Annotated in this window: 21 protein-coding genes; 17 read left to right on the top strand and 4 right to left on the bottom strand. The window is 62.2% G+C overall.

Annotated features, from left to right (window positions below):
• From ACEU5R_RS13095 to galE, 7 genes are read left to right on the top strand one after another with little or no spacing between them, the layout of a single operon-like run.
• Entirely contained in the window at positions 1 to 759 is a 759-nt protein-coding gene (locus ACEU5R_RS13095; protein ID WP_233772635.1) for an ABC transporter permease, read from the top strand.
• Entirely contained in the window at positions 749 to 2,059 is a 1,311-nt protein-coding gene (locus ACEU5R_RS13090) for an ABC transporter ATP-binding protein (protein ID WP_103271660.1), read from the top strand. The genes ACEU5R_RS13095 and ACEU5R_RS13090 overlap by 11 nt, the downstream gene beginning before the upstream one ends.
• Positions 2,056 to 3,003 (top strand): trans-aconitate 2-methyltransferase, encoded by a 948-nt coding sequence (locus ACEU5R_RS13085; protein WP_103271659.1) that lies wholly within the window; start codon positions 2,056 to 2,058, stop codon positions 3,001 to 3,003. The genes ACEU5R_RS13090 and ACEU5R_RS13085 overlap by 4 nt, the downstream gene beginning before the upstream one ends.
• Positions 3,004 to 3,019: 16 nt before the next feature.
• On the top strand, positions 3,020 to 4,207 hold the full coding sequence (locus ACEU5R_RS13080) for a hypothetical protein (RefSeq protein WP_103271658.1): 1,188 nt from the start codon (positions 3,020 to 3,022) through the stop codon (positions 4,205 to 4,207).
• Positions 4,208 to 5,389, top strand: a complete 1,182-nt coding sequence (gene glf / locus ACEU5R_RS13075) for a UDP-galactopyranose mutase (protein ID WP_103271657.1) — start codon at positions 4,208 to 4,210, stop codon at positions 5,387 to 5,389. It abuts the gene before it with no gap.
• Positions 5,386 to 6,474 carry a glycosyltransferase family 2 protein gene (locus ACEU5R_RS13070; protein WP_103271656.1) on the top strand — a complete coding sequence of 363 codons (1,089 nt, stop codon included), beginning with the start codon at positions 5,386 to 5,388 and terminating at the stop codon, positions 6,472 to 6,474. The genes glf and ACEU5R_RS13070 overlap by 4 nt, the downstream gene beginning before the upstream one ends.
• A 33-nt stretch (positions 6,475 to 6,507) precedes the next feature.
• Complete coding sequence (galE, locus tag ACEU5R_RS13065; protein WP_103271655.1) at positions 6,508 to 7,548, top strand: UDP-glucose 4-epimerase GalE; 1,041 nt, start codon at positions 6,508 to 6,510, stop codon at positions 7,546 to 7,548.
• Positions 7,549 to 7,613: 65 nt separating this feature from the next.
• On the opposite strand, the gene wecB is transcribed toward galE, so the two are convergent.
• Entirely contained in the window at positions 7,614 to 8,735 is a 1,122-nt protein-coding gene (wecB, locus tag ACEU5R_RS13060; RefSeq protein WP_103271654.1) for a non-hydrolyzing UDP-N-acetylglucosamine 2-epimerase, read from the bottom strand.
• 210 nt (positions 8,736 to 8,945) lie between these two features.
• Here wecB and ACEU5R_RS13055 point away from each other — a divergent pair, with 210 nt between their 5' ends.
• From ACEU5R_RS13055 to ACEU5R_RS13045, 3 genes are read left to right on the top strand one after another with little or no spacing between them, the layout of a single operon-like run.
• Entirely contained in the window at positions 8,946 to 10,292 is a 1,347-nt protein-coding gene (locus ACEU5R_RS13055) for a hypothetical protein (RefSeq protein WP_392410463.1), read from the top strand.
• Positions 10,293 to 10,334: 42 nt separating this feature from the next.
• The gene (gene waaC, locus ACEU5R_RS13050; RefSeq protein ID WP_392410462.1) at positions 10,335 to 11,378 is read left to right on the top strand and encodes a lipopolysaccharide heptosyltransferase I; all 1,044 of its coding nucleotides are present in this window, start codon (positions 10,335 to 10,337) and stop codon (positions 11,376 to 11,378) included.
• A gap of 1 nt (position 11,379) precedes the next feature.
• Positions 11,380 to 12,651 (top strand): 3-deoxy-D-manno-octulosonic acid transferase, encoded by a 1,272-nt coding sequence (locus ACEU5R_RS13045; protein WP_392410461.1) that lies wholly within the window; start codon positions 11,380 to 11,382, stop codon positions 12,649 to 12,651.
• A gap of 59 nt (positions 12,652 to 12,710) precedes the next feature.
• On the opposite strand, the gene ACEU5R_RS13040 is transcribed toward ACEU5R_RS13045, so the two are convergent.
• The 3 genes from ACEU5R_RS13040 to ACEU5R_RS13030 are packed head-to-tail and all read right to left on the bottom strand — an operon-like array spanning position 12,711 to position 14,557.
• On the bottom strand, positions 12,711 to 12,881 hold the full coding sequence (locus ACEU5R_RS13040; RefSeq protein WP_392410460.1) for a hypothetical protein: 171 nt from the start codon (positions 12,879 to 12,881) through the stop codon (positions 12,711 to 12,713).
• 15 nt (positions 12,882 to 12,896) lie between these two features.
• A complete protein-coding gene (locus tag ACEU5R_RS13035; RefSeq protein ID WP_392410459.1) occupies positions 12,897 to 13,703 on the bottom strand; it encodes a type III pantothenate kinase in 807 nt (268 codons plus the stop codon).
• Positions 13,700 to 14,557 (bottom strand): biotin--[acetyl-CoA-carboxylase] ligase, encoded by an 858-nt coding sequence (locus tag ACEU5R_RS13030; protein WP_103271649.1) that lies wholly within the window; start codon positions 14,555 to 14,557, stop codon positions 13,700 to 13,702. The genes ACEU5R_RS13035 and ACEU5R_RS13030 overlap by 4 nt, the downstream gene beginning before the upstream one ends.
• A 161-nt stretch (positions 14,558 to 14,718) precedes the next feature.
• Between ACEU5R_RS13030 and ACEU5R_RS13025 the strand changes: the two genes are divergently transcribed.
• The 7 genes from ACEU5R_RS13025 (at position 14,719) to ACEU5R_RS12995 (ending at position 21,516) form a co-directional block, all read left to right on the top strand.
• Positions 14,719 to 15,852 carry an MlaE family ABC transporter permease gene (locus ACEU5R_RS13025; protein ID WP_392410458.1) on the top strand — a complete coding sequence of 378 codons (1,134 nt, stop codon included), beginning with the start codon at positions 14,719 to 14,721 and terminating at the stop codon, positions 15,850 to 15,852.
• A gap of 13 nt (positions 15,853 to 15,865) precedes the next feature.
• Positions 15,866 to 16,705 carry an ABC transporter ATP-binding protein gene (locus ACEU5R_RS13020; RefSeq protein ID WP_103271647.1) on the top strand — a complete coding sequence of 280 codons (840 nt, stop codon included), beginning with the start codon at positions 15,866 to 15,868 and terminating at the stop codon, positions 16,703 to 16,705.
• A complete protein-coding gene (locus ACEU5R_RS13015) occupies positions 16,692 to 17,648 on the top strand; it encodes an MlaD family protein (protein ID WP_392410457.1) in 957 nt (318 codons plus the stop codon). Before ACEU5R_RS13020 ends, ACEU5R_RS13015 begins: the two co-directional genes overlap by 14 nt.
• Positions 17,645 to 18,232, top strand: a complete 588-nt coding sequence (locus tag ACEU5R_RS13010; RefSeq protein ID WP_103271645.1) for an ABC-type transport auxiliary lipoprotein family protein — start codon at positions 17,645 to 17,647, stop codon at positions 18,230 to 18,232. Before ACEU5R_RS13015 ends, ACEU5R_RS13010 begins: the two co-directional genes overlap by 4 nt.
• A gap of 36 nt (positions 18,233 to 18,268) precedes the next feature.
• Complete coding sequence (locus ACEU5R_RS13005) at positions 18,269 to 18,922, top strand: alpha/beta hydrolase (protein ID WP_103271644.1); 654 nt, start codon at positions 18,269 to 18,271, stop codon at positions 18,920 to 18,922.
• Between the two features lie 162 nt (positions 18,923 to 19,084).
• Positions 19,085 to 20,341, top strand: coding sequence for a D-alanyl-D-alanine carboxypeptidase family protein (locus ACEU5R_RS13000; RefSeq protein ID WP_103271643.1), 1,257 nt, complete (start codon positions 19,085 to 19,087; stop codon positions 20,339 to 20,341).
• 308 nt (positions 20,342 to 20,649) lie between these two features.
• Complete coding sequence (locus tag ACEU5R_RS12995) at positions 20,650 to 21,516, top strand: D-amino acid aminotransferase (RefSeq protein ID WP_103271642.1); 867 nt, start codon at positions 20,650 to 20,652, stop codon at positions 21,514 to 21,516.
• Positions 21,517 to 21,520 lie beyond the last annotated feature (4 nt).

The following is a 21,520-nucleotide window of genomic DNA, read 5'->3' as shown; positions in this document are numbered from 1 at the left end:
TTGATCGGCGATCTGGTGAAGCGGGAGGTCGTGGGCCGCTATCGGGGCTCGGCCTTCGGATTGTTGTGGTCCTTTTTCAATCCGATTTTCATGTTGCTGGTGTACACGTTTGTCTTCAGCGTCGTGTTCAAGGCTCGTTGGCCGGGAGGCACCGAATCGAAAACAGAATTCGCATTGGTCCTGTTCGCGGGTCTCATGATCTTCAATTTCTTCGCTGAGTGCATCAACCGGTCTCCGGCATTGATCCTGTCGAACGTCAACTATGTAAAGAAGGTGGTTTTCCCCTTGGAAATCCTGCCGTGCGTAGCTTTGGGCTCGGCCTTTTTTCATTTGCTTATCAGCTTGGCTGTGTGGATCGTCTTCTATTTGATCTTCTATGGCGTGCCGCACGCAACCATATTGCTTTTCCCGATTGTAGTCCTGCCCCTCATCATCCTGGTCTTGGGCGTGAGCTGGTTTTTGTCAGCGCTAGGAGTATTTCTGCGCGATGTGTCGCAATTCATAGGAATTGTCACCACCGTGTTGATGTTCATGTCGCCCATATTCTATTCGGCGACTTCATTGCCGGAACGATATAGGGATTTTCTCCATCTGAGCCCGCTGACTGTTGTCGTTGAGCAAGCCCGCAATGTTCTATTCTGGGGTGTCGGCATTGAATGGCGAGTTTGGTTCTTGTATACAACTGCTGCTTGCTTGATCGCTATCCTCGGATATGCGTGGTTTCAGCGTACCAGGAAGGGGTTTGCAGATGTCCTCTGATTCCTTGGCGATCTCGGTCAATAATCTGAGCAAATGTTTCCATCTTTACGACAAGCCGCGCGACCGGTTGCTGCAAATGTGCTCATTCGGGCGGCGACAATATTATAAGGAATTCTGGGCTCTGCGCGATCTGTCGTTCGAAGTGCGCCGCGGTGAAACCGTCGGTATCATTGGCCGAAATGGATCCGGCAAGTCCACATTGCTGCAGATGATTTGCGGCACTCTGACGCCGACGTCGGGGGATATTTGGACTAGCGGCCGCATCGCGGCGCTTCTGGAATTGGGTGCTGGTTTTAATCCGGAGTTTACCGGCCGTGAAAATGTTTACCTGAATGCGGCCATTCTGGGTTTGACGCGACGCGAGACTGATGAGCGCTTCGACAGCATTGCCGCATTCGCAGATATCGGCAGCTTCATAGATCAACCGGTAAAGGTATATTCCAGCGGGATGTATGTCCGGTTGGCGTTTGCCGTCGCCATCAATGCAACGCCGGACCTGTTGATCGTCGACGAGGCCCTTGCGGTAGGTGACGCCAGATTTCAATATAAATGCATGCGGCGTATCAAGGATATTCAGAACGCTGGTGCGGCGGTGCTGTTTGTCAGCCACGATGTGAGCTCGGTGCGGACGCTGTGCCAGCGGGCCGTCTGGTTGGACAAGGGTTCTTTGCGCATGATGGGTGAAGTGTCCAACGTCACCAGCAAATATGCGGAATTCATTTACCTGGACGAAAACGGTTCGGAGGCGTCAACAGAAAATGCGCCGCAACAGACCACGACGATGAACTCGACTCCCGACGCGACAGTCGTTGATGAGCCGATGAGCATGCATTTGGATGAAAAACCGGCCTCGCATTGGGGTACACAGACGGGATTGGTCAGCCATGCTGCCGTGCATACCGCAGTGGGTCAGCGCAAGGATGTGTTCGATTGGGGTGAGAGTCTTTGCGTCAAAATCGTATTCCAGCCTCCGAAGGGCGTGGATCTGCGCGACGTTGGTGTGGCTTTTTCCATAAAAAATGAAAAAGGAGTGGATCTGCTCGTCGCCAGTACACAGGAAAACGGCGCCATGGAGATCGACGATGTCCAGTCGCAGGTACGGATCAATTTCAGTTTTGCAAATTACCTCGCGCCAGGGAAGTACCTGTTGGTTGCTGCATTGGAAGATATAAGATCGGCGGGCGCATCCTATTTCGAATATGTTGAAGGTGCGCACTATTTTTCAGTTGTTTCTTCAAAGAAACTCATGGGAATTTTCCGGCCCGATGTTGTTATTACGCTTGATGGGGGCTCGGCATGAGTGAGATGGATATTAATAGCCACGAATATTGGAATGGTCGATTCGAGCGGGATTGGGAATCCAATTTAGGCCGGGAGCAATCGAGGTTCTTCGCCAAGGTGGCGTTGGACAACTTGCCGGTCTGGTTGACGGCTGCCGTCAAGAACGGTAATTGGTCTGTCTGTGATTGGGGGTGCGCGCAGGGTGACGGCACGGCGGTTCTCGCGGACTTCTTTGCGCGTAATCGAGTGACGGGCATCGATTTTGCCGAATCGGCGGTTGCCAAGGCGCGAGCAGCATATCCTGCGGTTCATTTTGATGCGCAGGATTGGCTCCATGGCGATGGACAGCATGAGAAATTCGATCTGGTATTCTCCTCGAATACGCTTGAACATTTTTCAGAGCCATTCAATATAATCCAGGACCTGTTCCGGCATGCAGAACACTCTGTGGTCTTGACCTTGCCGTATCGCGAATTGGATCGCATCGCCGAGCACTTCTACACCTTCTTGTCGGAGAACATCCCTTTGATGCCTCATCCCGACTGGCTGTTGGGATATGCAAAGGTGATTGACTGTTTTCCCATGGATCCGACGTATTGGTATGGCGAGCAGATAGTCCTGGTTTATGTGAAAAAGATCTGGATGGAATCAAAGGGACTGGTTCTGGCGGATTTCTTGGGAGATGACATTGCGATCTCCGTTGACGCGGCCGAAACATCCCGTCGATTGCAGGCCGCGCATGTCGAGAATGAGCGCCTGGTAGACGAGACTGCAAAGATGCAGGCTGCGCTGCATGCGAGACATGAAGAGGTGGAACTGAAGGCTGGACAGGTAGAGGCGCTGGAGCGCCAGATTGGCGCTTTGAACAGTGAATTGATCGCCATAAAAAATAGCAATACATGGCGTATGACCCGCTCGCTAAGATTCGTCTCGGAAAGCTTGAAGAGAATTTTTAGAAATTGAAGTTCCACTGAATACTATGAATAAAACCAACGGATTCGCCATATCTTGGTTCTTTGCGCCTTATATTGGATCAGCGGATATTGATTTCTATAAGCGTATCAAGAACACGAACATCGACTACCTTGTGGCGCAGGTCGCGAGGGAAATCAAGGATGATCGCCTATTGCGTTGTCCCGGGAACGCGCGTATCGAGCGCGTGGAGATCAGGGTTGATCACAAAAATCCCCGCACCGTGTCTGCGCGCGAGAAGTTCTGCAACGAAGTTTTGAGAATTTTTGAGGCCGCTGATCGAAAGTTCGATTTCATCATTTCGCATTCCAATGAGTTGATCAGCCACGAGGCTGCGGCGCGCATTCGTCAAAAATATCCAGGGATTCCATGGATTGCGTATTTTGGCGACTTGTTTGCACGCAATCCTTATATCGCCCATATGCCGGGATATCCTCTGGTCAAGGAGGATACGTTTATCGAAGAAGAGACCCTGCGTAATGCAGATATTATTCTTCTGAATAATGAATACCAGCGAGACCTGATGTTCTCTGGTGACCTGGCGAAGTACGCGAGCAAGGCGGTTGTGATTCCGCATTGTTTCGATCCGGCAATGTACGGAGTTGGCGTGCAGAATGAAAGCACCAAATTCGTATTCTCCCACTTGGGTACGCTTTACCATGTAAAGCGTACTGCGCAGCCAATCTTGCAGGCGGTTGACCGCTTGCTCGATATATATCCGGAATACAAGCAGAAATTTGAAGTCCGCTTTTATGGGGCATCGCCTTATCCGAATGACTTGAATGCACATACTGGAATGAGGAATGCCGATCATGTGCATTTTGAATCGGCGGTGTCCTATCTGGACAGCCTTGAACTCATGAGGCAATCTGATGTTTTGTTACTTGTTGATGGGATGTTCAACGAGGAAGAAGATGGCATAAAATGCAATCCGTTCTTCCCTGGCAAGCTCGCCGACTATATGGGAGCAATGAAGCCCATCGCAGCGGTGACCATGGCAGTTGGGCCGACTGCCGATATCCTTCTAAGAAGCCGAAATCTGATCGCCGACCTCCGGGTCGATCGAATTGCCTATATCTTGAAGAGATATCTGGATGGGAAGGTAACTCCGGATTTCAGCGTCTATGCTGATTATTCTATTAATACGATTGCGCCGCAGATGGAAAACGCAATCAGATCGGTTGTGAAGGAGTAGATGATGGCAGCGTATGATTTTATTATTGTGGGCGCGGGTTTCGCTGGCTCCATATTGGCCGAGCGCCTGGCCTCGGAAAACGGCAAGAAAATATTGCTGATCGAGCAACGCGATCATATTGCGGGCAACATGTATGACTATGTGGACGAACACGGCGTTGTGATTCACAAGTACGGGCCGCATCTGTTCCGGACGAATAGTCCTCGCGTATTGCACTACATCTCGCAATTTACTGGTTGGCACCCATACCAGCATCGGGTTTTGGCGAGTGTAAAGGACCAATTGGTCCCGGTGCCGTTCAACCTGACATCGCTGGAACGACTGTTGCCTGATCAGGCGGAAGAACTCAAGGCTCTGCTGGTGGCCGAATTCGGCATGGATGTGAAGGTGCCGGTTTCCGCGTTGCGCAAGCATGCAGATGAGCGTATCCGCGAATTTGGTGAGTTCGTGTTTGAGAACGTTTATCTGAACTACACGACCAAGCAATGGGGTGACAAGCCGGAGAATCTGGATTTCGAAACGATCACGGCGCGCGTGCCAGTCCATATCTCGTATGACGATCGTTATTTCCAGGAGCAGCATCAAGCGTTGCCAAAGGATGGCTACACGAAGATGTTCGAAAGAATGCTCGCCAATCCTTTGATTGAGGTGCGCCTCAGTACCAAGGCGGTGGATGTTCTGTCGTTTGAGCCGAATTCCGGGAAGATTCTCTTCATGGGCGAGCCCTACGAGGGCGGCGTGATCTATACCGGTCCCATTGACGAGCTTTTTGGCTACAAGTTCGGAGAGTTGCCTTATCGTTCGTTGCGGTTTGATTTGGAAACTCACGATGTCGAGTTCTATCAGCCTTGTGCGACTGTCAATTATCCGAATACGCAGCTCTATACTCGCATCACGGAATACAAGTACCTGATGGCCAGTGTTCCAGAGAAGACTACCATCATGAAGGAGTATCCCCAGGCGTATGATCGTCTGGTCCCGGCGCAGAGCATTCCCTACTATCCCATCCCCAAGGATAGCAATGCCGCGCTCTATGGGAAATATCTGGAACTTGCCAGGGAGTATCAACAACTGATGCTCGTCGGGCGGCTGGCTGAATACCGCTATTACGATATGAATAATATCATTGAGCGCGCGCTTGACGTGTTTGACAAAGAATTCAAGGGTGATGAGTCGAAATGAGCCCTAAAGTAAGCGTTGTCGTCCCTGTCTACAATCTGGAGTTTTACATAGACAGGTGCCTGCGTTCGCTGGAGAACCAGACTTTGCAGGATATCGAAGTGCTGGTTGTGAATGATGGCGGCACGGATGACAGTCAATTGATAATTGACGAATACGTCGCGCGCAGACCCGATATATTCAAGCCGCACATAAAGACAAATGGCGGGCATGGGGCGGCATGCAATTACGGCATTGACCGTGCGACTGGCGAGTATATTGCCATCGTGGATGGCGATGATTTCCTTGATGCGGATTCTCTGGAGTTCATGTACGAGAAGGCGCGAGTCACCGGCGCTGATTTGCTGATCGGAAACTTGCTTTATTGCTACACCGGCAGTACCGCGCCTTTCAAGCCCTTGCCGTTTGAAGGCGAGCGGGAATTGGGGCGGGAGGATCGTGATCTTTTGTACAAGAATTGGGCTACGCCTTGTGGCCGGTTGTACCATCGGTCCATCTTTGCCGACCCCGATGTGCGCCTGTTGGCGGGGGTGATCTTTGCAGATGCGAATTTCGTTCCCAAGAGCTATCTGGTGGCAAAGAAAATCTACTATGTAGACAAGGAACTATATAACTACGATATCACTCGACCCACCCAGTCGATGAAACAGACTGACAAACGTATCTTGAATATCGTTCCGGTGCTGGAGGATATGCTTGCGTTTTATCGCAAGAAGGGCGAGTTTGATCGCAACCGTACTCAGTTGATGTGGTACGTTGCCCGGCATTGCACGGCATGGGTCAGCAAGGTCAAGACGCTGCAGGGCTATAGCCGTATCCACGCGCTGCAAGAAATCTTCTCTGTTGTCGATAAGAACTTCAAGAGTGACTGGATAAAATCCGGCATCATAGAAGAGTCTTTTGGCCGAGGCGTGCAGAAGAAGATTGCGCTTGCACGGATGTTCCGCTATTGCCCGATTACATGGTTCTGGGCATTGATTCCGCGCTTGCAGAGGGTGGACAGAGGTATTGAGAAGCTGTTGGGCCTCCCCTTGCGTGCTTATCAGTTTCTGAAGCGCCGCCTGCTGCGTGGCTTTGCTGGTGCCTGATCAATCGGCAGAAAGGTATTCTGCCCTGAGAAAATGAAGAAAACGATATTTGTGACTGGCGGTGCCGGCTATATAGGTGTGCATACTTTAGTATGTCTGCTGGATGCTGGTCACAGGGTGCTGGTGCTTGATGATTTTTCAAACAGCAGTCAATTGGCATTGGCGCGCGTTGAAAAAATAACTGGCGCGGATGTTCCGTTCGTGCGCGGCGATGTTCGAGATATGGGGATCTTGAAGCGCCTTTTTGCGGAATGCGCGGAGAAGGGTGAACCCGTATCGTGCGTATTGCACTTTGCGGCGTTGAAAGCTGTCGGTGAATCCGTCAGTCATCCGCTGAGGTATTATGATGTCAACGTGACAGGGACCTTGAATCTTCTTGCCGCAATGCACACCGCTGGAATACGACAAATGGTGTTCAGTTCCTCGGCAACGGTATATCGTCCGGCTTCAGATTTGCCCTATACGGAACAGCACGCAATCGGACCGTCGAATCCTTATGGCCAAACCAAGGCGATGGTGGAGCAGATATTGCGAGATCATTGTGAAGCCAACCCTGATTTCGCCGGCATCGCCTTGCGGTATTTCAATCCGATTGGAGCCCATGGCAGCGGACAAATCGGAGATCAGCCCCTGGGGATTCCCAATAATCTTTTTCCATACATAACTCGGGCTGCAATCGGCAGCTTGCCTGTGTTGCCGGTTTTTGGGACGGATTATCCAACCGTCGATGGCAGCGGTGTGCGCGACTACATCCACGTTTCGGACCTGGCCGCTGGGCACGTCAAGGCGGTTGACTGGGCGTCTGAAAACGATGTTCGCGGTTTTCATTCCTTCAATCTGGGTACCGGCCGAGGCACGTCGGTGTTGCAGTTGATCCAGACTTTTGAGGCAACGAACGGAGTCTCCGTTCCCTTTGAGGTCCGAGGCCGTCGCAATGGAGACATCGCGGAGGCGTGGGCGGACGTATCTGCGGCGAATCGCATCCTCAAATGGAGCGCGATGCACTCGATCGAAGATATGTGTCGGGATGGCTGGAATTGGCAGCAGAAGAATCCTGACGGCTACGTAGAATAGATCTTTAGCTTTTCTCGCTCGTCCCTGAAGGACTGCCGTTCTTCAGGGATGAACCAGTCGATGTCTCAACGACGCTGCAGCAGGGTTTGCACAATGCGCTCGCTGGCTTTTCCATCACCGTATGGGTTGTGAGCGAAGCTCATCTTTTGATACTCCGCGGTATCCGACAGCAGCAGCCTGAGTTGACCTGTGATCAATGCCACGTCCGTGCCGACCAGGCGTACCGTGCCGGCCGCCACGGCCTCGGGACGCTCAGTCGTATCGCGCATTACCAGCACGGGTTTGCCGAGTGATGGCGCTTCTTCCTGGATGCCACCCGAGTCAGTCAGAATGATGTGAGCCCGCATCATCAGGTAAACAAATGGCAGGTAATCCTGTGGTTCGATCAGGTAGACGTTCTTCAGATCGCGAAGTAGACGGGTGACTGGTTCCCGCACATTGGGATTCAGGTGCACGGGATAGATGAAATCTTCGTTTGGAAATTCCGCCGCAGCGGCGGCGACACTTTCGCAGATGCGCTCAAAGCCGGCGCCGAAACTCTCACGGCGATGACCGGTGATGAGAATCACGCGGCGGTCCGTTCGCAAGTAGGGAAAGCTGGCCTCGAGTTTCTGGCGCAGCGCGAGATCGTTTTTGATATTCTCGGTGATGGTCAACAAGGCATCGATGACCGTATTGCCTGTTACCACAATGGCGCTTGCGGGTACGCCCTCGCCCAGGAGATTGGCCTTGGAAGTGTCGGTAGGGGCGAAGTGGATCTGCGCCAAGGCGCCGGTCAACTTGCGGTTGGCTTCTTCCGGCCAAGGGGAGTAGATATCACCTGTACGCAGGCCAGCCTCTACATGACCGACGGGAATCCTCTGGTAATACGCAGCCAATGATGCAGCCAGGGTCGTTGCGGTGTCGCCGTGTACCAGCACGTAGTCAGGTTGAAATTGCTGCAAGACGCCTTGCATGCCAGATAGAATTCCCGCCGTGACGGCAGTCATGTCTTGGCCCGGCTTCATGATATTCAAGTCGAAGTCAGGCTTGATGCCGAACAGCGCGAGAACCTGGTCCAGCATTTCACGATGCTGCGCTGTTACGCAGACTTTCGATTCGATTGCCGGGTTGTCGGCAAGTGCCTGAACCAGAGGCGCCATCTTGATGGCTTCGGGACGAGTGCCGAATACGGTAAGGATTTTCATTATTCAACGGGATGAACGGCGGTGCATGGGCCGCAGGCGGAAAGGCTCTCTATGGCGCTTGGCGCCCGGAGGTCCATTACGATAGCAAGAAATTCCGTAAAATTGCGCCCCTCTTGAGGCAGTTCCACTGTGCGCCGCGCTTGTAGCCGGTATTGGTGAAAGGTAGACATGCGCTTACGGCAAGTAGGGATTGGACGGAGTGCTGCTGTCTTGCTCGTGATTGTGGCTTTCCTGGCCATAGCGATGGTGTTTCGTCCAGAACCCGTTTCCGATTTCCTGTATTACTGGATGATCGCGCAAGCGCCTGATCTGTACCACAAGGGTGGTGTGGTGGGTTGGCTGTTCGCTCCAATGAGGGCAGCCGGCATTGCGCCGTACGCCGCGGCGGCATTGCTCAACATATGTTGCGCGGTCCTGGCAGTCTTCGCCATATTGCCTTCAGGCAGGTGGCCGGGCAATCGCATGACGTCGCTCTCGGGTGCGGGCGTGGTGATACTGGCCATTCTTGCCGCCACCCCTGCGGCAGCGCTGGTGGCTACCGATTTGATGGCGTTGAGCGCGTTTGTGATCGGGATGCGTCTGCTCACATGCCAGGGCCCGTCGTCGCGTCGCTGGCTGACGGCCACGGGAGCGCTATTGTCGCTAGCCTTGAGTGCATCGTTGCGCCCGATCTATGCGCCGGTGATGATCGTTTCCGGTGTCGCACTGATGTTGATCCAACACGGAATGTGTGCCTCAGAGGAGACAAGCCGCTTGAAAGGGCACCGGTTTTCAGCAGGCCTCGCGGGGGTGCTGATCGTGCTTGGCGGGCTCCTTGTGGCCAACTTGCTAGAGCGCAGCCTGTTGAATCATTCCCGCACCAGTCAATATGCTCCCGGCGTGGTGCGCGCAGTGGTCGCCATTGGCCATGATATGGGGGATGGCAAGGAGACTTGCGGCCGGTGGTCGGAAAGCCGCGCGCGTTTTGGCCTGGATCGCAGGGCAGAGCCTTTGGTGCCGTTCATATTGGACCGGCAGAGGGAAGTCGGTTGGAAGAATCTGCCTGGGCTGTATGCATGCAAGATTTCCCGCTTGCTGGGCTTCCGAGATTGGTTTGCTTCTTGGTTGGAGGGGTCCCAGCGCTACCGCCAAGATCGGATCTTGGCGGACAGCATGGGGGTGGATGTGTCGGAGGTGGACGCGGCGGCGCAGCAAAGCCATGTTGCCAGAACCGACGAGATGCGGCTCGCCTATGAGGCGCGAGCCCGCATGCTTGTCAATGCCTCTCATTGGATCGGGGGCATGTTGCAAATCATGATTGTGCTGTTTCTTGCCGCGTCGACGATGGCGCTAGCGCGTGCCAGGTCGCTTCGATTTGATTTGTGCGTGCTTGGCGTTTCTCTTGTTCCGGCCATGGCGTTGATCGTTTTGCACGGCGTATTCTTCGAGGTGCAGGCGCGCTACGCCTTTCCTGTCTGGGTGCTTCCCCCTGTTTTCATGACGTTGATCGGTAAGGCAACGGACAGCGGCTTTCTCGCCGCAACGGCTGGCCGGCCTCCGGTGCCGGATGTGGTGTAAATTCGCGAACTACCCGTTCCTGGTCCGTTTTCCCGTCTCTTGATGCCAACCCGCATTCTCATTGTCCGCACATCGTCCCTGGGCGATCTCGTGCATATGCTGCCCGCCATTTCGGATATCGCCCGCCATGTGCCGGACGCTGAAATCGACTGGGTCGCCGAAGAAGCGTTCGCCGAGATCCCCGCCTGGCACCCCGCCGTGAACGAGGTCATCAAGGTCGCCCACCGTCGTTGGCGCAAGGCATGGTGGTCGGGCCAGGTGCGGGCCGAGCGCAAGGCGCTGCGCGAGCGACTGCGCGCCAAGAAGTACGACATCGTGCTGGACATGCAGGCTCTGCTCAAGTCCGCCTGGCTGGTGCGCCAGGCGCGCGGCGTGCGCCATGGCCTGGACTGGCGCTCCGCGCGCGAGCCGCTGGCGTCCCTGTTCTACAACGTCCGCCACAAGGTGGAGTTCTGGCAACCGGCGGTGATCCGCCAGCGCAAGCTGGCGGCGCTGACCTTCGGTTACCAATATGCCGGGCAGCCGGACTTCGGTTTGCAGTCTTTTGCACGGCAGGGCGGGCCGGGCCTGGCCGGCGATACGGTTCACGATGTCCCGAGCGAGGGGCTCAACGTATCCGACATGCCCAAGCTGCACCATCTGGACCTGGACCGGGGCTATGCCGTGGTCATGCCGTCCGCCAGCCGGGACGACAAGCTCTGGCCCGAGGACGACTGGCGCGTTGTGTTCCGCCGCCTGCGCGACGCCGGTTGCGCCCTGAAGCTGCTGGCTGGCAACGAACAGGAAGCCGAGCGCGCCCGCCTGCTGGTCGCCGGCATGGACGGCGCCGAGGTCTTGCCGCGCATGAGCCTCACGGACGTCGCCCGCCTCTTGGCCGGATCCCGCCTCATGGTAGGCCTGGACAGCGGCCTGACGCATCTTTCCGCCGCGCTGGGCCGCCCCACGATCGGCATCTATCGGGCCTCGACCCCGGTCCGCACGCCGCTGGTCGGCTCGAACTACACCGCCAGCCTTGGCGATCGCGGCGCTTCGCCCTCGCGCGAGGCGGTCATGGCCTCGGTCGAGCAGGCGCTGGCCGCCAAATGACATGAACCGCGGCGTCTATACCCTGGCGCTGCGGGCCGCCTCGCCCCTGGTCTGGCTCTGGATGGCTCACCGGGCGCGTCGCGCCGGCGGGCAGTGGCAGATTTTCTCCGCCGAACGTTTCGGCCGCGGCGCAATGCCGCCGGCCTCGTTCGCCGCGCCTGTCTGGGTGCATGCCGTCAGCCTGGGCGAGACGCGCGCCGCGCAGCCCCTGCTGCAAGCCCTGCTGGATCGCGGCCTGCCGGTGCTCTTGACGCACATCACGGCGACGGGACGGGCGGAAGGCGAGCGCCTGTTCGCCGACGCCATCGCGCGCGGCCAGCTGCGCCAGGCCTGGCTGCCCTACGACTTTCCCGGCGCCACCCGCCGTTTCCTGGCGCGCTGGCGGCCGCGCTGCGGCCTGCTGATCGAACGCGAAATCTGGCCGAACCTGCTGGCCGCGGCGGGTGCCCAGCGCGTGCCGATGGGCCTGGTCAGCGCCCGCTATTCCGAATCGTCGCTGCGCCAGACCCGCCGCATGGGCGCGGTGATGCGTGAAACGCTGGCAGGCCTGGACCTGGTGCTGGCGCAGACGCCGCAGGACGCGGAGCGGCTGCGGCAGGCCGGCGCGCCGCAGGCCGTGGTGACAGGCAGCTTGAAATTCGACCTGACGCTGCCGCCGGCGCGCGTGGACGCCGGACGCCAGTGGCGCGCGGCGCTGGGCCGGCCGGTCGTGGCGGTCGCCAGTACGCGCGAAGGCGAAGATGCCGGTTTCATCGATGCGATCAAGCGCGTGTCGGCCCTGCCGGGCGCGCCCTTGTTCCTGCTGATTCCCCGGCATCCGCAGCGCTTCGACGAAGCGGCGGGCCTGCTGGATGAGGCCGGGCTGCCCTTTGTCCGGCGTTCCCGGGATGTATCGCCGGGGCCGGACACGGCGGTGCTGCTGGGCGACAGCCTGGGCGAAATGGCTTTCTACTACGCGGCCTGCGATGTGGCGATTGTCGCCGGCAGCTTTGCGCCGCTGGGCGGGCAGAACCTGATCGAGGCCTGCGCGGCCGCGGTGCCGGTCATCGTGGGGCCGCATACGTTCAATTTCCAGCAGGCGGCGATCGAGGCCATCGAGGCCGGCGGCGTTCTGCGCGCGGCCGATGCCGGGCAGGCGGTGCAGGTGGCGCTGGAATTGCTGAAGGACGATGCGCGCCGCCAGTCGATGGGGCGGGCCGGGCGGGCGTGGTTCGAGACGCATGCCGGCGCCGTGGCGCGCACGATGGGCGCCTTGTCGCCCTGGCTGGCCTGAGAGCGCCATCGCCCGGTTTCCAGGCGGCATGACATCCCCGGGTTCGTGGCGATCGGCCGTCAGTGCTGCGGCGCGGCCTTGCCGGTGAGCGTGACCGCCCCGGCGTTCAATTCCTGGTTCAGGCGCCGCGCGTCGCGGCCCGCGTCTTCGGGTCGCATGCCGAGCATGCCTTGTCCCAGCGCATAGGCCCACAGGTTCGCCAGCAGGATCAGGATGAACAGCACGCGCATGGCCGGCCCGTCCCTTCAGTCCGGATTGCCGGCCGTGGCGCGGGCCATGGCGGCCAGGCCGTCGAGCACGGGATGGTCCAGGTAGACCGGCACGGGCGTGGCGCCGAATGCGCCGCCGGCGTCGGCGAGCAGGCGCTCGATTTCCTGGTGGACTTCGGGCCAGCCGCCGCCCGCCGCGAAGATCTGCGGCGTTTCGCCATAGCGCTGGCGGCCGGCCAGCCATTGGCGCACCACCGCGCCGGCCTGCGCGGCGGCGATGCCGGAGGCGATCGCCTCGTGCGTATCGGCGGGATAGGCGACGACGCGGCCGTCGGCGACCGGCAGGTTGGCGGTGCCGTGGGCCAGCGCGTTGCGCATCATGGCGGGGCCGGGCAGGATCAGGCCGCCGGCGAACACATTGTCGGGGCCCACGGTGTCGATGGTGGTGGCGGTGCCGAAGCTGGCCAGCAGGAAGGGAGGATGCGCGCCGGGCAGGCGCGACAGCACGCCCAGCAGCGACGCCCACCGGTCCGAGCCCAGCTGGGCCGGCTGGCGGTAGCCGTTGGTCAGCCCCAGCGTGCTGGGCTGCGAGCGGGCCCAGGTCACGGCGCAGCCGCGCTTGAGCAGGATCTCGGCAATGGCCGCGCCGCGCGCGTCGCCGGCCACGTTCACGCCCAGGGCGCGCAGCGGGCGGCGGGGCAGGCCATCCAGCCAGCGGTCCAGCGCCGCCAGGTCCAGGCCGTCGAACGCGACAGCGGCCGGCTCGCGCGGCATGTCGGGATTGTTGGCGTCGAGCCAGCCGACCTTCAGGCGGCTGTTGCCGGAGTCGATGAGAATGATCATGCTTGCGGCCGAATCGAGATTTCGCCGACCGAGACGGGCGTGTCGCCGGCCTCCGTGCGCAGCAGCAGCCGGCCTTGCGCGTCGACGCCGCGGGCGGTGCCGCTCATCAGCACGGCGCCCTTGTCCAGCACGTTCACCGGTCGTCCGGCCAACGCGTCCACGTCGGCGTAGCGTTGCGCGAAGGCGCCGAAGCCTTCGCGTTCCAGCGTGCGCACCGCGTCGTGCCAGGCCATGGCCGAGGCGCAGACCAGGTCCACGGGCGTCGAGGGCCGGGCGTCCGATTGCGCGGCCACGCGGGTCCAGTCGGCCACGTCGCGACCCAGGGCCAGCGACAGCGCGTCGGCGTCGATCAGGTTCACGCCCATGCCGATGACCACGGTGTAGCCGGCGTCCGCGCCGCCGGGGTTGCGCGTGGTTTCCACCAGCACGCCGGCCAGCTTGGCGTCGCCCCACTGGACGTCGTTGGGCCATTTCATGCACAGACCGGGCCGCGAGCCGGGGCCCGCGACGGACCGCAGCGCCTCACAGGCGGCGACGCCGGCCAGCGGTGACAGCGCGGGCAGCTGGGCGGCGGGCAGGTGCACGTCGAAGGCGCAGGAAAACATCAGGGTCGCGCCCGAGCGGTTCTGCCAGGGGCGGCCGGCGCGTCCGCGGCCGGTTTCCTGCAGGTGCGTGCCCAGCAGCCAGGGCTTGCCGGCGCCTTGTCCGGCGCGGGCGCGGCCCAGCAGGTCGGCGTTGGTCGAGCCGGTGCTGGCCGTCCAGGCGACGTCTTGAAAGGCGGGCAGGCGCGAGCCGAGTTCCCGGGTCAGGGCTTCGGGCGCGGGCAGCGCGGCGTATGGGTCTTGAACGGGCATGCCCGCGATTGTAGGGCAGGAGCGCCGGATCCCGGCAAAAGGCGGCCAGGGCCGTTCCCGGTATGACCGCAGGGCCTTGGCGGGCGCCGGTAATGCCTCGCGAGTGAAACGCGGCAGCGTATATGATGGCGGATACATTTTTGCATCGGTGTGTCTTCCCTATGCCCCATTCCAACTCATGCCCGCCCGGCGCCGCGCCTTTCCGCAAGGAAGGCGGGGTGTGCCATGTTGCGGGAGACTGGAGCGTGCTGGCGCTGGCCCAGCCCGGCGAGGTCGAGCGCCGGCGCGAGGCCATGGCCCGCGCCGCGGGCGGCGAGGGCGTGCGCTGGGATCTGCACGGCATCAGCCGGCTGGACACCATCGGCGCGCTGCTGATCTGGCAGGCCTGGGGCGAACGCCTGCCGGAGCGCGTGCGCTGGGCGGCCGGCCAGCAGGACGTGTTCAACGCGCTTTCCCTGAACAAGGGCGGCACCCGCGATGTGCCGGCCAAGGAAGACCCCTGGGGCTGGCTGCGCGCCGTGGGGGATGCCGTGTTCCGCGCGGCCGGCAATGGCCGCGCGCTGCTCATCATGCTGGGACAGCTGATCCTGGATCTGGGCGCCATGCTGCGCCGTCCGAGGCTGGGGCCATGGCGCGAGATCTCGGCCCAGGTGTACCGGGCCGGCGCGCAGGCGCTGGGCATCACGGCGCTGGTGGGCTTCCTGATCGGTGTCGTCTTGTCCTATTTGTCGGCGCAGCAATTGCAGATGGTCGGCGCCGACCGCTTCATCGTGCGCCTGCTGGGCGTGTCCATCGTGCGCGAGCTGGGGCCGGTGCTGGCCGCCATCCTGGTGGCGGGCCGGTCGGGCTCGGCCATCACCGCCCAGATCGGCGTGATGCGGGTGACCCAGGAGCTGGATGCCATGCTGGTCATGGGCATCTCGCACGGGCAGCGCCTGATCCTGCCGCGCGTCGTGGCGCTGGCGGTGGTCATGCCGCTGCTGGTGCTGTGGACCGACGCCATGGCGCTGCTGGGCGGCATGCTGGCGGCGCAGGCGCAGCTGGGCGTGTCGGCGCAATGGTTCCTGACCTCGCTGCCGGACGCGATCTCGCTCACCAATTACTGGATCGGCATCCTCAAGGGAGTGACTTTCGGCGTGCTGATCGCGCTGATCGCCTGCCATTTCGGCCTGCGCATCCAGCCCAACACCGAAAGCCTGGGGCGCGGCACTACCACCTCCGTGGTCACCTCCATCACGGGCGTGATCCTGCTGGACGCCCTGTACGCGGTGATCTTCAGCACGGTGGGCATCTGATGGGACGGTGCCGATGAACGCCGCGACCCAGAACCGCCTGTTCGCCGAGGACGGCGTCACCACGGAACCGGTGATCTCGGTGCGCGGCCTGCGCACGGCCTTCGGCGACCACGTGGTGCACGACAACCTGGACCTGACCGTCTTTCGCGGCGAGATCATGGTGCTGGTGGGCGGTTCGGGCACGGGCAAGACGGTGCTGCTGCGGCAGATCATCGGCCTGGAGCGGCCGGCGGCCGGTTCCGTGCGCGTGCTGGGCCAGTCCCTGTTCGATCTGGCGCCGGCCGAGCGGCGGCGCCTGTCGTACCGTTGGGGCATGCTGTTCCAGGCCGGGGCGCTGTTCTCGGCGCTGTCGGTGTACGACAACGTGGCCCTGCCGCTGCGCGAACTGCGCGCCATTCCCGAAGATCTGGTGCACGACGTGGTGATGTGCCGGCTGGCCATGGTGGGCCTGTCGGCGCAGGATGCCGGCAAGCGGCCATCGGACCTGTCCGGCGGCATGGTCAAGCGGGTGGCGCTGGCGCGCGCGCTGTCGCTGGATCCCGAGCTGGTGTTCCTGGACGAGCCTACCGCGGGGCTGGATCCGCTGCGCTCGGACGAGTTCGTCGACCTGGTGCGCAGCCTGCACCGGCAGCTGGGCTTCACCGTCGTCATGGTGACGCACGATCTGGACACGCTGCTGGCGCTGGCCACGCGCGTGGCGGTGCTGGCGGACAAGCGGGTGATCGTGTGCGACACGGTGCCGGAAGTCCTGAAATTCGACCACCCGTTCATTCATACATTCTTCCTGGGCGAACGCGGCCTGCGCGCGCTCGGGGACCTGGCGCCGAAGGGATTGCAACATGGAAAACCGTAGTCATGCGCTCATGGCCGGTATCTTCACGCTGGTCTTGCTGGCCGCCGCCGCGCTGGTGGCCATCTGGATCGGACGGGACCGGACCCAGCTGCAGCCATATGAAATTGTCTCCGCCACCGCCGTCAGCGGCCTGAACTCGCAGTCGACCGTGCGCTACCAGGGCGTGCCGGTGGGCAAGGTGCAGTCGCTGGCGCTGAACCCCGACAAGCCGGGCCAGGTGCGCATCCGCATCGGCGTGGCGCCGTCCACGCCGATCACCGAATCGACCTGGGCCGAACTGGGCGTGCAGGGCGTGACGGGCTTGGCCAACGTTGAGCTGCGCGACGACGGCAGCTCGCTCAAGCGGCTGACCTCGACCGCGGCGGAGCCCGCCGCGATTCCGCTGCGACCGGGCTTTTTCGAACGGCTCGAGCAGCGCGGCGGCAAGCTGATCTCGAACGTCGAGGAAGCGACCAACCAACTCAAGCTGGTGCTGAGCGAGCAGAACGTGCAGGCGCTGGGCACGGCGCTGCGCAACGCCGGCGAGCTGACCGAGTCGCTCAAGAACGCCAGCCGCGAGTTGCAGCCGGCCATGGCCAAGATCGGGCCGCTGGTCGATTCGCTGGGCGACGCCTCGCGCCAAGCCGGCCGCGCCGCGCGCGAAGTGGGCGATCTGGCGCAGCAGGCGCGCGAGTCCCTGGCCCGCCTGAACGCGCCCGACGGCCCGCTGGCCACCGCCACGCGCAGCCTGAGCGACATCGCGTCGGCCGCGGCGCGGCTGGACGGCGAGACCCTGCCGGCCATTACCGGCATGGCCCAGAACATCGGCCAGGCCGCCCGCGGCGCCACCTCCACCCTGCGCCGTGTGGACAGCACGCCGCAATCCTTGCTGTTCGGCCCCGCGCCGGCGGCGCCCGGACCCGGCGAAGCCGGATTCGCCGGCTTTGGGAGCACGTCCAAATGAAGATGCGCAGCGCGTTTCTGGTCTTGACGCTGGCTTTGGCCGGCTGCGGCGTGGGCCGCGTCGGCACGCCGCCGTCCGTGTTCGATCTGGGAGCTGACCTGCGGCCCGCCTTGCAGCTGCCGGCGCGCGCGCCGATCGCGCTGGCCTACACGTCGGTGCCCGCGCTGTCGGACTCAGGCATCATCTGGCGCGTCGGCGACAGCGCGGCGCCCAAATCCTATGCCACCTACCGCTGGGCTTCCTCGCCGTCGGACCTGGTGCGTCAGCGCCTGACCGAGCGCCTGTCGCGCCAGGGGCCGGTGCTGGGCGAACGGGTCAACGGCCAGACGCCGCAGCTGCAGGTCCAGCTGCAGCAGTTCGAGCAGGTCTTCGCGCCGGACGGCGCGTCCAGCCAGGGCCGCGTAGTGCTGCAGGCGGTGCTGGTGAACGGGCACAAGGTGCTGGGCCAGACCCGCATCGCCGTCCAGGCGCCCGCGCCGACGCAGGACGCGGCCGGCGGTGTGGCCGCGCTGCGCCAGGCGACCGACGACGCCGCCGACCAACTGGCGCAATGGCTGGCGACCGCGCTGCCGTCCGCCGGTTAACATCGCTGCTTTCCGCTACACCGCTTGAGTCCGCCCATGTCCGCACGCACCGAAACCCTGGCTTACACCGGCGCCGCTGGCCGCATCGATTGCGCCGTCGATTGGCCCGACGGCACGCCGCGGGGCTGGGCGCTGGTGCTGCACCCGCATCCGCTGCAAGGCGGCGCGCGCGAGAACAAGGTGGTCACCACCATCGCGCGGGCCTGCGTGCAGCATGGCCTGGTCGCGGTGCGCCCCAACTTCCGTGGCGTCGGCCTGTCCGAAGGCGAATTCGACAAGTCCGTGGGCGAGACCCGCGACATGCTGGCCCTGGTGGCGCAGGTGCGCGAGCAGCATCCCGAGCTGGCGCAGGCGCCCTGGGTGCTGGCCGGCTTTTCCTTCGGCACCGCCGTCGCCGCGCAGACCTATGCGGCGCTGGCCGAGCAGGGCGATGCGCCGCTGCCCTCGGCGCTGATGCTGATGGGCCCGGCGGTGAACCGGTTCCAGTCGCACGAGGTGCAGGTGCCGGGCGACACGCTGATGGTGCATGGCGAGCAGGACGAGGTCGTGCCCTTGTCCGAGGCCATGGACTGGGCGCGGCCGCGCTCGATTCCGGTGGTCGTGATCCCGGGCGCCTCGCATTTCTTCCATGGCAAGCTGCTGGTGCTGCGCGAACTGGTGCAGGCGCGCCTGACGGTCGCGCTGGGCTGACGGGCGCCTGATCGCGGTGCGGCGGCCGCGCGGCGTTGCAACAGGTTGCATGTTGGAGCGCACGGGGAACCCCTTGCGCGCGGGGCGGGTCCTATCGACTGCCTATAATTGTCAGCCACTTGCCCCGCGCCGGCGGGCGTCTTTCCTGGACCCACGTTGCCGATGAAGAATTTGCCTTACTCCGCCCAATCCCCCGTTGTCTTTGCCCGCCGTGCCCTGTCGGGCGCCGTGTTGGCCGCGCTGCTCGCCGCCGGCGCGCCGGTCCTGGCGCAGCAACAGGCGCCCGCCGCCGCGACCGCGCCCGCGGCCGCCGTGCCGGCGACGACGGGAGTGGTGCCGGTGGGCGACGTGTCAGCCGTGCCCGCGCCCACCATCGCCGCCAGGGCCTGGATCGTCATCGACGTGAACAGCGGCCAGCTGCTGGCTGCGTCCAACCCGGACCAGAAAGTCGAGCCGGCCTCGCTGACCAAGATCATGACTGCCTACGTGGTCTTCAATGCGCTCGAGGAAAAGCGCCTGACGCTGGAGCAGACCGTGCCCGTGTCCGAGCACGCCTGGCGCACCGGCGGCTCGCGCATGTTCATCGAGCCGCGCAAGCCGGTCACGGTGGACGAGCTGAACCAGGGCATGATCGTGCAGTCGGGCAACGACGCCTCGGTCGCGCTGGCCGAGGCCGTGGGCGGCAGCGAGACCGCCTTCGCCGCGCTGATGAACCAGGAAGCCGAGCGCCTGGGCATGAAGAGCACGCACTTCATGAACGCTACCGGCCTGCCCGATCCGCAGCACACCACCAGCGTGCGCGACCTGGCCACGCTGTCCTCGCACCTGATCACCGACCATCCGCAGTTCTTCCACTACTACAAGCAGAAGAGCTACACCTACAACAAGATCACCCAGCCCAACCGCAACCGCCTGCTGTGGGCCGACCCCTCGGTCGACGGCATGAAGACCGGCCACACCGATTCGGCCGGCTACTGCCTGGTGTCGACCGCCATGCGCGGCGACCGCCGCATCCTGGTGGTGGTGGTGGGCACCGACAGCGAAGCCACGCGCGCCGAGGAAAGCCTGAAGCTGCTGAACTGGAGCTTCCAGAACTTCGACACGGTCAAGCTGTTCGACAAGAGCCAGCCGGGCATCGACGCCCGCGTCTGGGAAGGCACCGTCGAAACCGTCAAGCTCGGCCCGCCCAACCCGGTCTCGATCGCCGTGCCGCGCGGCAAGGCCGGCGAGCTCAAGCCGGTGGCGCAGCGCAACGATCCGCTGATCGCGCCGCTGGCCAAGGGCCAGCAGGTCGGCACCCTGCAATTCACGCTGGACGGCAAGGTGCTGCGCACCGAGCCGCTGGTGGTGCAGGACGCGGTCGAGCGCGCGGGCTTCTTCGGCCGCATGGTCGATACCGTCAAGCGCTGGTTCAATTAGTCCACCCCCGAAGCGCCCTTGGCGCTTCCCCCTCAAGGGGGCGCCACGACGGACCGGCGGAGCCGGATCCGTGTGGCCTGGCTTGTGGGGCGGTGGTGGCTGGCGGGGGCGCGTGCCTCGCACTCTCTTGAGTCTTCTTGGCTGTGGTTGCGTTGTCTCGTGACCTGAAGAACCTCATTGTTTCCGCGCCGCCGCTGGCGGCGCGGGTGTAAGCTTGCTACGGGCGTTTCCCTTCGGGGGCGCCCGTTCTCCATTTGGGCGCGCGCCGGGCGGCGCGGCCCTGTTCAATTCATATTCTTGGGGGTTTCATGATTCCGGGCGTGCAGGGCGACAGCCAGGTTTATCTCAATGGTGATTTCCTGCGTATCGACGAGGCCAGGATCTCCGTGCTGGACCGGGGCTTCATCTTCGGCGACGGCATCTATGAAGTCGTGCCGGTATACCGCGGCAAGGCCTTCCGCATGGCCGAGCACCTGAACCGTCTGGACCGCAGCCTGGCGGCGCTGCGCATCGCCCAGCCTCACGACCGGGACGGCTGGGTCCAGCTGATCAATGAGCTGCTGGCCCGCAATATCCAGGACACCTGCATCGTCTACCTGCAGGTGACGCGCGGCGTGGCCAAGCGCGATCACCAGTTCCCCGCCCAGCCCGTGCCGCCCACGGTGTTCGGCATGGTCTCGCCCTGGGCGCCGCCGTCGGCTGCGCAGCGCGCCAGCGGCATGACGGCCATCAGCATTCCCGACGAGCGCTGGCTGCACTGCGAGATCAAGTCCGTGTCGCTGCTGGGCAACGTGCTGGCCAAGCAGCAGGCCGTGGACGCTCAGGTCGATGAAGTGGTGCAGTTCCGCGACGGCTTCCTGACCGAGGGCTCGTCCACCAATATCTGGGTGGTATCCGGCGGCAAGCTGCTGGCTCCGCCCAAGAACAACCTGATCCTGGAAGGCATCCGCTACGGCTTGATGGGCGAGCTGGCCGCCGAGGCAGGCATTCCTTTCGAGTCGCGCCGCATCGGCCGCGAGGAAGTGGAAAACGCGGACGAGCTGCTGCTGTCCTCGGCCACCAAGGAAGTGCTGCCCATCGTCGCGCTGGACGGCAAGCCGGTGGGTTCGGGCAAGCCCGGCCCCGTTTATGAGCGCCTGCGCGCGGGTTATGATGCCCGCATCGCCGGCCTGTAAGCCG

The organism is Achromobacter sp. 413638 (assembly GCF_043119405.1).
Taxonomy (GTDB): Bacteria; Pseudomonadota; Gammaproteobacteria; order Burkholderiales; family Burkholderiaceae_B; genus Achromobacter.
This window is presented reverse-complemented; position numbering and strand designations above follow the sequence as displayed.